At 49.6% G+C, this 16,789-nt stretch carries 8 protein-coding genes; 5 read left to right on the plus strand and 3 right to left on the minus strand.

The window, feature by feature from the left end; genetic code table 11:
* Nucleotides 1-436: 436 nt before the first annotated feature.
* The gene (locus tag HFE01_RS18445) at nucleotides 437-5,950 is read left to right on the plus strand and encodes a S8 family serine peptidase (protein ID WP_167438597.1); all 5,514 of its coding nucleotides are present in this window, start codon (nucleotides 437-439) and stop codon (nucleotides 5,948-5,950) included.
* A gap of 185 nt (nucleotides 5,951-6,135) precedes the next feature.
* The gene (gene lpdD / locus HFE01_RS18450) at nucleotides 6,136-6,486 is read left to right on the plus strand and encodes a prenylated flavin chaperone LpdD (RefSeq protein WP_016818698.1); all 351 of its coding nucleotides are present in this window, start codon (nucleotides 6,136-6,138) and stop codon (nucleotides 6,484-6,486) included.
* A gap of 8 nt (nucleotides 6,487-6,494) precedes the next feature.
* Here lpdD and HFE01_RS18455 read toward each other — a convergent pair whose 3' ends face one another.
* Nucleotides 6,495-7,082 (minus strand): hypothetical protein, encoded by a 588-nt coding sequence (locus HFE01_RS18455; RefSeq protein WP_167438598.1) that lies wholly within the window; start codon nucleotides 7,080-7,082, stop codon nucleotides 6,495-6,497.
* Between the two features lie 221 nt (nucleotides 7,083-7,303).
* On the opposite strand from HFE01_RS18455, the gene HFE01_RS18460 reads away from it, so the two are divergent.
* Nucleotides 7,304-7,675, plus strand: coding sequence for a DUF4190 domain-containing protein (locus HFE01_RS18460; RefSeq protein ID WP_016818700.1), 372 nt, complete (start codon nucleotides 7,304-7,306; stop codon nucleotides 7,673-7,675).
* A 93-nt stretch (nucleotides 7,676-7,768) separates the two neighbouring features.
* Entirely contained in the window at nucleotides 7,769-8,071 is a 303-nt protein-coding gene (locus tag HFE01_RS18465; RefSeq protein ID WP_016818701.1) for a hypothetical protein, read from the plus strand.
* Between the two features lie 73 nt (nucleotides 8,072-8,144).
* Here HFE01_RS18465 and HFE01_RS18470 read toward each other — a convergent pair whose 3' ends face one another.
* Together HFE01_RS18470 and fabV are read right to left on the minus strand one after the other, a co-directional pair.
* The gene (locus HFE01_RS18470) at nucleotides 8,145-8,297 is read right to left on the minus strand and encodes a DUF1540 domain-containing protein (protein ID WP_017426780.1); all 153 of its coding nucleotides are present in this window, start codon (nucleotides 8,295-8,297) and stop codon (nucleotides 8,145-8,147) included.
* A gap of 297 nt (nucleotides 8,298-8,594) precedes the next feature.
* Nucleotides 8,595-9,782 (minus strand): enoyl-ACP reductase FabV, encoded by a 1,188-nt coding sequence (gene fabV / locus HFE01_RS18475; RefSeq protein ID WP_016818703.1) that lies wholly within the window; start codon nucleotides 9,780-9,782, stop codon nucleotides 8,595-8,597.
* A gap of 189 nt (nucleotides 9,783-9,971) precedes the next feature.
* Between fabV and HFE01_RS18480 the strand changes: the two genes are divergently transcribed.
* Nucleotides 9,972-16,748, plus strand: coding sequence for a WIAG-tail domain (locus tag HFE01_RS18480; RefSeq protein ID WP_167438599.1), 6,777 nt, complete (start codon nucleotides 9,972-9,974; stop codon nucleotides 16,746-16,748).
* Nucleotides 16,749-16,789 lie beyond the last annotated feature (41 nt).

Consider the following 16,789-nt stretch of genomic DNA (forward strand, 5'->3'; position numbering starts at 1 on the left):
AAGGCGTAGCTGCTAAAAAGGGGTTTTCCTACATAAATGAATATAAAAGTCATAGAATTTCAAGAAAATTGCAAAAAAATGACTTGTATATCTGTTTTGATAACTTTATACTATCCATAATATATGATTATATATCAATTTTTAATATAAAATGTAATGATATAACATGTTTTTTCCTTCGAAATGCTTCTGCTTTTTCTCCTAGGTATCTACTGAATTTCATCGCTTCTCTATTGGGATTGTAAACTCACCTATGAAGTACTGCCATCTATGAACAGCCAAATATCTTTTTGAGCCTCTCTATAATCTATGAAGGAGGTGGTGGCTAACACATCGTATTGCGCAACCCGCGTGTTTGATGTGCAAGGCATGAGGTCTGACTCTTGTACAGGTTATTCCAGAATCATTAAACCTAGTAAAAGGAGTGGAGAAGTAATTGATTAAACCTAGACGTTTCAAGAAACCGTTATCTATTGGACTCTCTTTGCTTATGGCCTTTTCATTTGTTCAACCCGCTTTGGCGAAAAACACCCCGGATGGCTCTAAGCTGGAGCTGAAATCAGCCTCGCACAAGGTCACGACCGCGAAGGTATCCGCGAAGCTGACCAAACAGTTTGAGGAGAACAACTATGTTACCTATTTGGTCAAATTAAAAGAACAGGTAGATACGAACAAGGTTTCCAAAAATGCTCTTCAAAAGGCTTCACTTGAGAAAATAACACCTTCCGCTGCCAAAATGGCTGTGCGCAGCCATGTGATCAGCTCTCTACGTGAAACGGCTTCCAGAACCCAATACGGGCTTGAAAGTTATTTGGATAAGGAATCGGAGAGCGGCGGAGTAAAGGAATATAAAAGCTATTTTATAGTCAATGCTTTGGCTGTCACGAGCACCAAGGAGGTGCTGGATCATATCTCGAAGCTGCCTGAGGTCGATAAAATTGTACCGAATGAAACACGTTATCTGCAAAAGGTAACGGTTGATAAGCAGCCAGAGGACACAGGCACCAAAGCGGCTGGAACCGCAACGGCAGCAACAGCAGGAACGGCAAAGTCTGACACAGCCCAGAAAGCTGTAGAACCGGAAAAGGGCGATGGCAAAACATCGGCATTGCCCGGTAATACAGGCAAGAACGCTGTGGACCCGTCCACAGTGGAATGGAACATATCCCATATTAACGCACCACAAGTGTGGGAAAAAGGAATCGACGGAACCGGAATCGTGGTCGCCAACCTCGATACAGGCGTTGACTACACGCATCCGGCCCTGCATCGCAAATGGCGTGGTCTGGATGCGGCAGGCAATGTCGTGAATCCAGAGCTGAGCTGGTATGATCCGCATAGTCATGCGGCGCTTCCGGTCGATCAGGAAGACGATTCCCATGGTACGCATACGATGGGCACGATGGTTGGCTCCGAGGAAAATGGAACAAACCGAGTGGGCGTTGCCCCCGGTGCGAAGTGGATTGCGGTGCGAATTTTTAATCCGGAAACGACGGATGCGATTATACTGGACGGCGGTCAATGGCTGCTTGCGCCAAAAGATGCCCAAGGTAATCTTCATCCCGAGCTTGCTCCAGACGTAGTGAACAACTCGTGGGGAGGCGGACCGGGTCTTGATGAATGGTTCCGGCCTGTAGTTCAGGCCTGGCGGGATGCTCAAATCTTCCCCGAATTCTCCGCAGGGAATACCTCCCTCTCCAATCCGGGCGGACCTGGATCGGTAGCCAATCCGGCCAACTACCCAGAATCCTTTGCCACGGGGGCAACCGATATCAATGATAAACTGGGAAGCTTTTCATTGCTGGGACCCTCACCTTACGGTGAGATCAAGCCCGAAGTCTCCGCACCGGGAGTAAATATCCGATCATCCGTAGCTGGTGGCGGTTATAAAGGTGGATATAACGGTACTTCCATGGCGGGTCCTCATGTTGCGGGTCTTGCTGCTCTATTGCTGCAAGCGAATCATTCTCTTACCGTGGATCAGCTGGAGGAAATTCTGGAAAACACAGCTACCCCTCGGACAGATAGTACATATCCTACTTCGCCAAACAATGGATATGGACATGGCGTCATTAATGCGCTTGATGCAGTCGGGTCTGTCATGCAGGGTCTGGGCTCTGTATCCGGTAAAGTCGTAACGGGTGGCGACGATCTGGAAGCGCCTGTTCTTGAGCATACACCGCCTGCAGCTGCATTTGAGGGTATTGATATCCCTTTGACTGCACATGTAACGGACGATGTCGGCGTAACAGCCGTTGAGGCCTTTGCCAAAACAGCGGGTTCGTCAAACTATGTGTATATTCCGTTGGAGCGGACCTCTGGAGACAGCAAAGATGGTACATATCAAGCGTCCATTCCAACCTTTTTGGTGGATAGCAAAGGTTTGGAATACTATATCCGTGTAAATGATTTCGGTAATAATGGTTTTGAAACGGAAGTATATAAGGTGAATGTCTCCAAAGGTGTTAAACCAGGCTACACACAAGACTTTGAAAAAGACATTGCCGGTATTAATATCGGGGGTCAGGGTAGTGTTTGGAAATGGGGAACCCCGACAAGCGGCCCTAAAGGCGCACATTCGGGTACAAAGGTCATCGCGACCAATCTCGAAGGCCAATACCAGACCAACTCCAACAGTTATTTTGTGGCCCCTCCAATTGATCTGACTGAGAGTTCCAAAGGGGCACTGGTCAGCTTCAAGCATTGGTACGATCTTGAAAACAATTCTGATTTCGGCAAAGTGTATGTAGCGACCACAAACAATCAGAATGCGTTTGAGCAGGTATTATCGTTTACTGGCACCAGCAATGGCTGGAAAACACAATATCTTGATTTGCGAGCGTTTGCGGGTCAAAAGGTATACCTCCTGTTCAACTTTACTAGTGACAATACAATCGTGAAAGATGGCTGGTATATTGACGATCTCTCCATTCAGGAACCAGACAGCGTTGCACCTGCTGCCCCTGGTCATTTGACTGCTGAAGCAGATACTGTGGGCAACGTTACACTCGCCTGGGGTGCTTCCTCTGATGAAGATGTGAAGCAGTACAAGGTGTATCGTTCAACCCAGTCCGGTAAAAATTATACTTCCATCGGTACAACCTCTGGGCTGACCTACACGGATACGATCACTGTCGGTGGTGCGACCTATCATTATGCAGTGGCGGCCGAGGATTATAGCGGTAACGAAGGTGTCAAGTCGAACGAGACTTCACTAAGAGTGGACGTGCCGGATACGCTGTATAGCGATCATTTTGATGGCAGTTCAGACAATGGTTGGACTCATTCCGGGACCAAGGATGAGTGGGAACGCGGCATTCCTAAGGAAGTAGGACCGGAAAGCGCAGTGTCCAAACCGAATGTGTGGGCCACCGATCTCGATAGCAACTATGAGAACGGTGCTGATTTTTCACTGGTTTCTCCAAAAATTAATTTGAATGGTATACGCAACGCAACACTGACCTTCAACCACTGGTTTGAAATTGAAGGCGGCTATGATTACGGATATGTAGAAGTGTCCAAAAACAATGGCGACACGTGGAGTGAGCTGGGTAAGTTCTCGCATAATACAAGTGGTAAAAAATGGGCACCTGTTTATTACAATCTGGACAGCTATACCGGCAATGAGATTCAAGTTCGCTTCCGCTTGAAATCGGATAACAGTGTGAACAAGAATGGCTGGTATATTGACGATTTCCGTGTGCTAGGTGTTCCAGCTTCGACAGTGACCAAGGATATCGTACCTGAGTCCAATATCAAGCTGGAAAAAGCAGAAGAACAATTCCCACTGTACAAAATTACAAGCACTGAAAAGAGTGAATTTCAGGAAAAAGTGAAGCCGGCAGAAGCATCAGTGGATCGTGGACGTGTCGGTCTCGACAGTCTTCCAGCTAGTGCTACGGTTACGGTACTGGAAACCGGACGTTCGGTGAAAACAGACCCAACCACGGGCAAATACAGCTTCACTCATGTAGCGGGTGACTATACGCTGAAGGCCGAAGCCTACGGTTACGTGCCTCAGACGAAGGCAGTTACGATTGAAAATAACAAAGTCATCAGAGCAAACTTTAGTCTCCAGGCTGTCCCACACGGTACGATTCACGGGGTCATCACCGACAAGCAATCTGGTGAACCGATCCAAAAAGCGAAAGTATTGGTGCTGGAGGATGCACGTATTGCTCCTGCAGAGACGAATGAGGCTGGAGAATTTACGTTGGACGTGCTGGAAGGAACATACACATTGTCCATCGCAGCCGAAAATTACTATAGTGACAGTATTTCCGTTACGGCTCCTCCAAACGGCAGTGTAGAAGCGAATGTCACGTTGAAGCCTTTCATCGGTTTTCAAGGAGGCATCGCCTATGATGACGGTACAGGAGAAAATGCCAGAGCCTTTAACGCGGCAGGCAATTCATGGGCAGTGAGAATGACACCTGAGTCGGAAGTGGCACAGGTGACAGGAGCATCACTGTTGTTCTGGAACTCTGCTTTCCCGAATCCGGGAGGAACAGCATTCCAATATTCTGTCTATGACGCCTCCGGTGCAGCAGGAGCACCTGGACGTCTATTGGCTGGTCCATTCGACGGAACAGCTGTACGGGATGAGACACAATGGACGACGGTACAGCTTCCAGAGCCGGTGACGGTTCAAGGCGATTTCTATATTGTATATACACAGTCTGCGGTAGGCACACAGTCGCCGGGCCTTGCTACAGATGAAAACAGCCCCAATGCGCTTCGTAGCTGGCAAGGTGTAAGCGGCACATGGAGCCAATCCCCTGAAGAGGAAGGGAACTACATGATCCGGGCGATCGTCAGATATCCGGTCAACGCTCCAACGATTACAACTCCTACGAAGGCAACGTATACGCAGGAGGATACGATTACCGTAACAGGAACTTCTCCGGCAGAAGGGGCTGATATTCAGCTCTTTAACGGCAAAGAGTTGGCTGGCACAACGAAAGTGAAGGATCGTCAGTTCAGTTTGGCGGTCGATCTTCAGCCAGGTGCTAATCCGCTAAGTGTTCAAGCAGCGGTATACGGCAAAGTAACGGATCGTTCCGAGCCGGTGGTTGTAACGCTCGATCAGACTAAACCGGGTCTGATCCTGACTTCGCCTGGTGAGGGAGCACGTACGAACGCAGGTGTGGTCAGTGTAACCGGTACGGTGTATGACGAGTTCCTCAGTGAATTGACGATTAACGGCGAGCCTGCTGAATTCGGAAGCGACGGCAGCTTTAACAAACGTTTGCTTATCAACGAAGGTGAAAACCAAATTACGGTAACGGCCAAAGATCTTGCCGAAAACGAAACGAGTGTTACACGCTCGGTGTATGTCGATACAGCGCTGCCGAAACTTGAAAATATTAGTCCTGCTGAGGATGTACGTATCACTCCAGGGCAGCCGGTACGGGTATCTTTTGACAGTGCATCTGGTTTGGAGGCATCCTTCCATGTGGAGTTGCCCTTTAACCTGTCCACTTTGGCCCGTAATGAAATTCCATTAAATGAAACTTCATCAGGTCACTATGAAGGTATTTATCTCACTTCATCTTCTCTGAACCTGGAAGGCGGAGTCATCGTGATCCGGGTAAGGGATGCAGCGGGGAATGAAGTGGAAACGGAGGCGCCGGGAAGATTGTATGTAACCCATGGTGGAGGAGAGGGCCCTGGTCCGAATCCACCTACATCGAATGAAAAGCCGGTAGCTATTATCCAGGCGAATGACTCAGCCAAGAAGAACAAAAATGTACAATTTAACGCCAAAGCCTCCCGTGATGCAGATGGTGAGATCGTCAGCTACAGTTGGAATTTTGGCGATGGCGATACGGCGGTTGGTTCGAAAGTGAAGCATAAATTCACCACAGCCGGAACGTATACCGTGGAGCTAACAGTGACGGATAATGACGGCGCAAACGGTAAGGCAGTGCACACCATCACGATCCGTTAACAGCAAGTAAGAGCAGGGGATAGAAGATTTTTTAGAATGCAATGCAGGCCCACAGCAAGCCACTGTTAATAGAGGCTGCTGTGGGCCTTTTTGAATTTGTCCAACAGTTCAGGAAGCGATACAATGAATAGTACTCTATAAAGTGAATCGTTTCACAATAATATTTTTTAGCAGGAGAGGATCATATGATTCATTTGGAAAAAGAAAGCGGACGTATCCGTCTTGTACTCGATGCCTATTTTATGGGAGAAGATATCGTTGTGCTCATATCAGGCGGTGATCAGCCTCACTTGGGGACGATTACAGCAGGGGCTAGGCTTGAGCCGATTCAAACCGTGCAATTGCAAAATCACAAGGAATTTTATATTACTGAAGAAATTGCAGTTCGCTTGCGTAAAGAGTTTGCGGGTAACTTCGCCATTTGCTGCGGGACGCATTTGGATCATGCAACCAAGGACGAAATCCGAATGTTGACAGACATGGCTATACAAATGGGAAAAGAGCTCATTGAAGAACTTAATCAAGTACGCTTGTAGGGACCTTTTTAAGTGAACTCCTGAAAGAGTAGATTGCGATAGGGATATTTACTAAAGGGATACTTAAAGAGCAATGCAAATCCATTATCCTCAATGTCTACAGATTTTAGCGCAGAGGATGGAATTAAACTACGGATCATTACCTGAACTGCACGCTGGTCTTGCCTGTAGATCGCTTTGGCTAAGGCAGAAGCAAAGCATTCATTGCGTGCCAATTCGCGATACAGCGGAAAAACGGCTTTGGCAATGGCGCGATGAACCTTCGGTTCAAATGTAAACTGCACCATCCCGGGTGGAATCGTCGTACCGTTCGTATAATAAAGCATTGGTGGCTGAGCTAAAAAGGAAACAAAGTAGCCGATCCCATTCGTGCCTAAGCCTTGCTTGGCGGCAAATGGCGCTACTGAGCAGAGAAGGGATTTCATCCGATCCAAATTACCCTGAACGACAGCTCGTGACCATTGGACGGCAAAAGCACGTCGGGTCGCAATAGCTTTGTAAAATGGCAGCATGGCGGCGGATATTTTCCGAAGTGTCTCTGCATGTAAACGTTGGTGAGGCGAGCCCTTTCTGCGGGATGTTCCACGATATAACATAGCTCCGTCCTCCTTGGCAGGATGCTCTCATGGAGCGCAATTTATCTGTAATAGGTACAATACTGTATGCCCGGTTATCTCAAAAAGTGCTAAGATGCTATGCTGCTACTTTTTAACGTTCTAATTTGAAAAATTGAAATAAGTACTGTCCTGATTTGTAAGATTGTGGTACCCTAGAACTTATATATTGTTATTATAATTATTGGAGTTGAATTAAACAGATGAGTGACTTGTACAAGGAGCCTCGATCTTCCGATCCCTTTCAGGAGCCGAACGATTATAACGCCCCATTTAACCAGCCCCCAGTGGTCCCACCTACAAATAGTAAAGCTGTTGCGTCGATGGTGCTCGGGATTTTATCTGTTGTCATTCCCTATCTTGGGTTGATCATCGGAATTGTAGGTATTATTTTGTCCAGTCTTTCCCTGAAGGAAATTAATCGTCATGGTGAGCAAGGCAGAGGCATGGCTATTGCTGGACTGGTATGTAGTATTATCGGCACACTAATTTATGCACTGATTATCATTTTCTTGGTTATTGTTTTTGTTGTGGCGGCTTCCAGTGGCGACTCGGATATTTTTTCAGACATTTAATGAATTAAAGAATGCTTGAGTCAGACCAACCATTCACGATTTGCCTATTGGATGTTATGATAGAGGGAGTCCAATCAAGGAGAGTGAAGCTGTATGGCACGTACTCAAACACAAAAAGCGTTAAGCAAGGCGAAACGCGCCGGGATCTATTGCGCGGCACAGAGCCGCAAAACGAATGATCATTATGGCGAGATTTCACAGCACACGCGAATGAAGCCGACCAAGCAGGAACAATTACAAAAGGTCAAGCACAAGAAGCGACTCGTTCAGGGTGACGCTTCTTTTTTTGTCTTAAGCGAAGTCGAAAAACTTCAAGGAAGTGAATGTATAGGAGCGGGTAGTATTTTCTATAATATAGCTCAAAAAGAACTTGATAATAATTATCATTCTTGTTAGAATCATAAGAAAGAAGGAACCCTGGCAGGGGCTCCTTCATGATAAAGCTATGGTTTGGCTTGAAAACTAAGGTCTACTTTGCTTCAAAGGTTTTGCAGTCTGTTTCTTCGGACGTGTGAGTGTTTGCAGGCTTGTTGCTTACAATATAAATGGAGCTTGCGCTACATTTATTATCCTGAGCCCAGTACGTGCATGAGTTGACTTCGCACAGAACGTCTTTTGCCATATTGTTCACCTCCTTATAGGAATGTGATGGGCTGAGCAAATACAATCACAGTCAGTCAAGGTAGGACTTGTCCAGCTGTGTGTACCCTCTTGGTAAGAAGAGGGATTTTGCTATGCCTACTTGTACAATATCAAAACAATTTTAAAATTGCAATGTTTGCGCCATGTTGTAGATCAAAACAGACCCAAGTGTTCCTTTTAATTAAAAAACAAAAGCTGTCCCTATGCAGAACGAAATGTTCTTCTGCCGGAGACAGCTTTTTTATGTTTTTCTAAACGAATGGCGGCACTAAAAGGCTTAGCGCACGTTAGGAATATTTACGATGGGATCAATATCAGCATCATAGTCTACACCTTCGAATTCAAAGCCGAACAGCTGGAAAAATTCGCGACGATATCCTTCAAGATCGGATAATTCATAGATATTTTGGGTCGTCAGTTCCTCCCATATGTTCGCAACTTCTGCCTGCACATCTTCGCGCAATTCCCAATCATCAATGCGAATGCGACCCTCTTCATCTACAGTAGTTTCTGGGGCGTACAGACGCTCGGCAAATAGGCGGTAGCTCTGTTCTATGCACCCCTCATGCAGCCCTTTCTCCTTCATCACCTTATACAAAGCGGAAATATACAGAGGAACGACAGGGATGGCCGAGCTGGATTGGGTAACGAGTCCTTTGGTGACTGCGACGAAGGCGCGTCCACCTGTGGTTTTCAGCTGGTCGTTCAGTTGGCGTGCTGTCGCCTCCAGATGATCTTTTGCGCTTCCGATACTGCCTTCTCTGTAGATGGCTTGGGTAATATCTGAACCGATATACGAAAAAGAGAAGGTAGTGGCGTTATCAGCGAGTACACCGCCTGCACGCAAAGCGTCAATCCACAATTTCCAATCCTCACCACCCATAACCTCTACAGTGCCCTGTACTTCTTCTTCTGTAGCCGGTTCGAGCGTCACGCTGCTGACTTCACCGGTGTGAAAGTTAACGGTCTTATTCGTATAGGGCTCACCAATAGGTTTGAGCACGGAATTAGACGTTTCGCCTGTGCGGGGATGGGTACGGCGACCTGAAGCAACACTGTAAACCACCAGATCGACTTGTCCCAGTTCTTCACGAATGGCTTCCACCGTTTTGGCTTTGACTTCATCCGAGAAGGCGTCTCCTGTCACGCTTAAAGATTTAAGCCCAGCTTCCTGAGCGGCTTTTTCAAATGCAGCAGAATTGTACCAGCCTGCTGATGCTGTGCGTGTAGCCGTAGCATTGCTAGGACGATATACACCAATTGTATTGGCACGCGCACCGAAAGCGGCCGTAATTCGAGAAGCCAACCCATATCCGGCAGATGCCCCGATCACAAGCACATTACGAGGTCCGTGGATAGCAGGACGGGCTTGTACATAGTCAATTTGCTCCTGAACATGTTGGGCACAGCCCACCGGATGAGCAGTGGTGCAGATAAAGCCACGTGTTCTTGGTTTGATAATCATGTTATTGTAATTCCTCTCTTCTTGTAGCAATCTTCACCCTTACTATTTTAACTTTTAACAATTTTTTTTCAAACGTGGATTTCAGTAAGTATCCTTTTTACCCAAAAGTGAATCCCTGTACAGGGTGGCAAGTGCCTAAGAGTCTGCATATGATGCTGTAACGATAAACATGAGAAGGGAGAGAGCTGCTTGAAGAACAAGAGCCGCAAAACCAACAGAAACAAAAAGCCGCTCTATCGTGTAATTGACCCGGATATGAATGAGTTAAGTATGATACAACGCTCAAAGCCACTGCCTGCGGAGAGGGAGACAGAAGCAAGACTTCATCAAGTTGCTTCTCCGCCTCCCCCAACTACAGAGGAGTCGGAGCTACAGACAGTTGTCGAGCCTGAAGTCGAGGCTCTGCAAGAGAAAGAGATTGAGGTTGCAGATGTAGAGGAGACTCCAGCTTTGATGGAAGAACCTCCACTGCCAGAGCTAGAACCAGAGCTAGAACTAGATCCAGAACCGGAGCCGGAACCTGAACCTGAACCAGAGCCAGAACCAGATCCAATTGATGTGGAAGAAATTTTGAACAATAAGAAGGCTCCACATGTAAACAATGCTTTCATCTATACAGACGATTTGAGTGATCTCGCTGTGACGGGTGAGAAGATCGCTCCCGCTTCCATAGATTCCAGCAAGCTGAAACAAGAGAGTATTCAAACGGAATCTTTAGCAGATTATGCTGTTCATACCATTAAAATAGCTGACGGTGCTGTGACTGCTTCGAAGATTGCTCCCGACTCCATTACGGTCGAGCATCTGTCGGACGCATCAGTGGCAGGCAGTAAATTGCAGGATCGCTCTATTAGTGGTGAAAAACTTCGGGATGGCAGCATCACTCCAGAAAAGCTGGCGGATAAAATTATTAGCGGCGATCATATTGCCAATGGCTCGATTGAGAGTCGTCACTTCAAGCAATGGATCGTGTCTTCAGATATGCTTCAAGATCAGTCGGTTACCTCAGATAAAATTCGCAGTGGTACGATTCAATCGAACAATTTGGCGAATGAAGCTGTTGATAGCTCCAAGCTGGGTGATCAGTCTGTGACCACCTCCAAACTGCGGGATGGGGCTGTGGATGGAGCTAAAATCCAGGCAGGCAGCATTGAGAGCGCACACCTGACCGAGCATGCCGTTCTTGCCCGGCATCTAGCTCCGGGTTCGATTAATCGCAAGCAGCTATCCAACGGTATTGTAGGCCGAGAACAATTGGAGGAAGGCGTTGTCAGCGGACGTCATCTGGAGTCTGAGGCAGTCACCAGTACGCACATTCAGGCAGGAGCGATTGAAAGAAAGCATCTCAGTCCCGGCTCCATCGGGGAAGAGCAGCTTGGAACGGGCCAAGTGACAGCACGGCATATCGCGGATCGGAGTATTCAGTCCAATAAACTGGCAGATCAGTCTGTAGGCTCATTGCAAATTGTCGATCAATCCGTCACTTCATCCAAAATATCGGATCAGAGTATTCTCCCGCACAAAATTGCCGATGAGGCGGTACTTACCAGACATATTGCAACAGCAGCCATACAAGGACCCCAGATTTCTCCAGAGGCAGTCTCTTCCGTGCATCTTCAATCCGAAATTATTCGGAAGGATCATATCGCATCAGAGGCGGTTACGGAGCAACATTTGCATTCCGGGGCTGTGACAAGCGAGAAAATAGGGAAAGGTGCAGTTCTGGATCACCATGTGGCGAATCAGGCTATCAAGGAAAATCACATTGCTTCGAGCGCTATTAAGTCTGACAAAATCGCTGACGAGGCGGTTATAGAAACTAAAATTAGCACAGGGGCGGTAACCGGAAATAAAATTGCGTCTCAAGCCATTACCCACGTACACATTGCAACGGGAGTCATCCGTGAAAACCACCTTGCCGACAATAGTGTGGGCGGAAAGGCGTTACAGGCTCAAGCGGTGGATTCAACTCATTTGGCCCAGAGCTCTGTACAGAGCAAGCATCTTGGGGAAGATAGTGTCGGAACCGCGGCGTTGCAAGAACAGTCCGTTACCGCAGACATACTAGGCGAAGGCGCTGTTCAAACCGCGCATTTGGCCAGCGGTGCGGTATACTCCCACCATTTGCAGGATCATGCCGTTACTTCGTTGAAACTATCGCCGGAAAGTGTGGCTACGGATAAAATTAATGATTTGGCAATTACTGCGCCTAAGTTAGCTGAGGGCAGTGTCACTTCCTCCAAGCTGTCTGCTCGTTCTGTGCAGCCATGGCATATTACAGATAAAGCGGTGCTAAGCAACCATCTGGCTGTTGAGGCAGTGGAGGCGAATCATCTTGCTCCGGAATCCGTCACCTCCAACCATTTGCAGTCTGCTTCGATCCAAACCAAACATCTCGCCCCGGATAGTGTGTCCGGCCATGCCCTTCAGTCGGAAAGCGTCACTTCCGAGAAGTTAGCGGCTCGGGCTGTGCAGGCTTCCAACCTGGCGGAAAACAGCGTGGGACCCGGACATTTGGCTGCACAGGCCGTACACACCAGACATTTGGCCGCAGGAGCAGTAGAGGACACGATATTAGCCCAGAATGCTGTGAAGTCTGAGCATCTTGCAGCAGAATCCATCCAATCCGAGCACTTGCAAAGCGGGATCATTCAGGGAGAACATATTGCATTGCAAGCTATAGCGACTCCGGCCATACAGGATGAAGCGGTTACCTCTGCTAAACTGTCAGAGGAAAGTGTAACCTCCACTAAGCTGTCAGCCCATGCAGTGCAGTCCGGGCATATTATGGATGAAGCTGTACAAAGCAACCACTTGGCTGTGGCAGTTGTGGACTCGACCCACCTGGCATCTGGAGCGGTCACCTCGGTGCACCTACAGGCCTCCTCGGTGCTTACGAGACATTTGGCCCCGGATAGTGTGTCCGGTCGTGCGCTTCAAGCGGAAAGTGTGACCTCAGAAAAGCTTGCAGCCCGCTCGGTACAAGGAATGAACCTTGCAGAAGGCAGTATCGGCCCTTCACATCTATCTGTGCAGTCCGTACACACGCGGCATTTGGCAGCTGGAGCGGTACAGGATAGAGTGCTGGCAGAGGGAGCAGTGAAGTCCGTGCACATTGCCCCGGAATCGATCCAGCCGCACCATCTGCACACTGAAGCCATTCAGGGCGAGCATATCGCATCCCAGGCCATATCGACCGATGCTTTGCAGGATGCGTCCGTTACGTCTGATAAATTGGCGGATGAGGGTGTGACTGCCGCCAAACTGTCGGCCCACTCGGTACAGTCGTGGCACATTACAGACGAAGCGGTGCAAGGAAATCATTTGGCAGAAGAGTCCATCCAGTCGAACCATCTAGCGCCGGAAAGTGTAACCTCAGCCCACTTGCAGTCTTCGTCAGTGCTCACGAGCCATCTGGCCCCGGATAGTGTGTCCGGCCGTGCGCTACAAGCGGAAAGCGTCACCTCGGATAAGTTGGCAGCCCACTCAGTGCAAGGAACGAATCTTGCGGAAGACAGCGTCGGCCCGTCACATTTGTCTGCACAGTCGGTACACGCCCGGCACCTGGCAACAGGTGCAGTACAGGATACAACGCTGGCAAAGGGAGCAGTGAAGTCGGTACACATTACCGCGGGGTCCATCCAGCCGCATCACCTGCACACTGGAAGCATTCAGGGCGAGCATATCGCATCCCAGGCCATATCGACCGATGCTTTGCAGGATGAGTCCGTTACGTCTGATAAATTGGCGGATGAGGGTGTGACTGCCGCCAAGTTGTCGGTCAACTCGGTACAGCCGTGGCATATTACAGATGAAGCGGTGCAAGGAAATCATTTGGCGACAGAAGCCATCCAGTCAAGCCATCTGGCCTCGGAATCCGTTACCTCTCGCCATTTGCAGGCTTCCTCAGTGCTTACGAGCCATTTGGCGCCAGATAGTGTATCCGGTCGTGCACTACAGGCGGAAAGCGTCACCTCGGAAAAGCTGGCAGCGCGCTCGGTACAAGGGACGAATCTTGCGGAAGGCAGCATCGGCCCGTCACATTTGTCGGCACAGTCCGTACACAGCCGGCATCTGGTAGCCGGAGCGGTACAGGATAGAGCGTTGGCAGAGGGAGCAGTGAAATCTGTGCATATCGCTCCAGAATCGATCCAGTCGCACCATTTGCACACTGGAAGCATTCAGGGCGAGCATCTGGCATCCCAGTCGATATCGACTGATGTTTTACAGGATGAGTCCGTTACGTCTGATAAATTGGCGGATGAGGGTGTGACTGCCGCCAAGCTGTCGGCTCACTCCGTACAGCCGTGGCACATTACAGATGAAGCGGTGCAAGCTAATCATTTGGCAGAAGAGGCCGTTCAGTCGAGCCATCTGGCGCCGGAATCTGTCACCTCAGCTCACTTACAACCTTCGGTGATACTTGCGAGCCATTTGGCACCAGAAAGTGTATCCGGTCTTGCGCTACAAGCGGAAAGCGTCACTTCGGAAAAGCTGGCATCGCGCTCGGTGCAAGGGACGAATCTTGCGGAAGATAGCGTCGGTCCTTCGCATTTGTCCGCACAGTCGGTACACACTCAGCATTTGGCAGTCGGCGCAGTCCAGGATACAGCGCTAGCCGAGGGGGCAGTGAAGTCGGTACACATTGTCCCGGAATCGATCCAGCGGCATCATCTGCAAACTGGAACCATTCAGAGCGAGCATTTGGCATCCCAGTCGATATCGACCGATGCCTTACAGGATCAGTCCGTTACGTCTGATAAATTGGCGGATGAGGGTGTGACTGCCGCCAAGCTGTCGGCTCACTCGGTACAGCCGTGGCACATTGCGGACGAAGCCGTGCAAGCCAATCATTTGGCACAAGAGACCATCCAGTCGAGCCATCTGTCACCGGAATCTGTTACCTCAGCCCACTTGCAGTCTTCGGCGGTGCTTGCGAGCCATCTGGCTCCGGATAGTGTGTCTAGTCGTGCGCTACAAGCGGAAAGCGTCACCTCAGAGAAGCTGGCATCCCACTCGGTGCAAGGAACGAATCTTGCGGAAGGCAGCGTCGGCCCGTCACATCTGTCTGCACATTCGGTACACACCCAGCATCTGGCAGACGGTGCAGTCCAGGATACAGCGCTAGCCGAGGGGGCAGTGAAGTCGGTACACATCGCCCCGGAATCGGTCCAGTCGCACCATCTGCTTACTGGAACCATTCGGGGAGAGCATCTGGCATCTCAGTCGATATCGACCGATGCCTTACAGGATGAGTCCGTTACGTCTGATAAATTGGCAGATGAGGTCGTGACAGCTGCCAAAATATCTCCACATTCCGTCCAGCCATGGCACATTACGGATGAAGCCGTGCAAGCCAATCATTTGGCAGAAGAGATCGTTCAGTCGAGCCATCTGGCGCCAGAGTCCGTCACCTCAGCCCACTTGCAGTCTTCGACTGTGCTTGCGAGCCATCTGGCCTCGGATAGTGTGTCTAGTCGTGCGCTACAAGCGGAAAGCGTCACCTCGGAGAAGTTGGCGGTCCACTCGGTACAAGGGGCGAATCTTGCGGAAGGCAGCGTGGGTCCTTCGCATTTGTCCGCACAGTCGGTACACACCCTGCATTTGGCAACTGGCGCAGTACAGGATACAGCGCTGGCAAAAGGTGCAGTGAAGTCCGTGCATATTGCCCCGGAATCGATCCAGTCGCACCATCTGCACACTGGAACCATTCAGGGCGAGCATCTGGCGTCCCAGTCAATATCGACGGAGGCCTTACAGGATGAGTCCGTTACGTCCGACAAACTGGCAGATGAGGTTGTGACAGCTGCCAAAATATCTCCACATTCCGTCCAGCCATGGCACATTACGGACGAAGCCGTGCAAGCCCATCATTTGGCAGAAGAGACCATCCAGTCGAGCCATCTGGCGCCGGAATCTATCACCTCAGCCCACTTGCAGCCTTCGGCAGTGACGATCCAGCATATTGCGCCAGGGAGCGTATCTGTTCACGCGCTCCAGGCAGGCAGCGTGAACGCTGAGAAGCTTGCGCTTCGCGCGGTGCGTGCTTCGAATCTGGCGGAAGCCAGTGTAAGCTCCGTACATTTGACAGAGCATGCCGTGCACTCCCAGCATTTGTCCGATGGGGCGATTCAAGAGTCAGCACTGGCAGAGGGGGCTGTGCAGTCCCGTCACATTTCACCGGATTCTGTTCAATCTGAGCATTTGCAAGCAGGAGCTATTCAGTCACAGCATATCGGCTGGCAGGCGGTGTCAGAGCAAGCTATACAGGATGGAGCAGTGACGTCCGGCAAACTCGCAGATGGAACGGTGGAGTCCCGCCATGTGGCTGAGGAGGCAATTGAAGGTCAGCATATTGCAAAGGAAGTCATTGATTCGCACCACATAAAGCCCGGCTCGGTGACACTGGATCAATTATCCACAGATATTCATCTCTCGGGGCTTTTACCGGAGGAAGGGATCAGTGGCGACAAACTTCAGGCAAACAGTATATCCCGCGGCCATCTGCAGGATCAGGTCGTCAACAGTGAGGTGCTAAGCCCAGAAGCTGTAGGTCCAGAGCATCTACAGGCTGCTGCGGTACAAAGTCATCATATGGCAGAGCAGAGCATCGAAGGTCATCATCTGGCAGAAGGTTCCGTTGGCTCACGTGAGCTGGAACTGAATGCAGTGACACCGGAGCATTTGAGCATCACCCCGGTTCGTACTTGTGCGAACCAGCCTGCATTACAGCAGTTTGGCAGAGCGCCGTTTCTTTTAAAAGGAAGCGAAGGAGAGACGGAAGTAACCATTGTATTTGGGGAGCCATTTGTGAACCCGGACTACACGTTGGTAGCGATGACGAACCATCCTCTCTTTCATGCAACACTGAAATCCCAGACGACTAATGGAGCGGTGATCGTTGTAACCAAGTGGAGTGAAACCGCGCATAACTACGGTATTATTTCCTGGATTGCCATCGGTTAGTGGAGATGATGGTTGCAACACTTATAGCGTGCAGACTCATG

The organism is Paenibacillus sp. EKM10P (assembly GCF_011800655.1).
GTDB lineage: Bacteria > Bacillota > Bacilli > Paenibacillales > Paenibacillaceae > Paenibacillus > Paenibacillus polymyxa.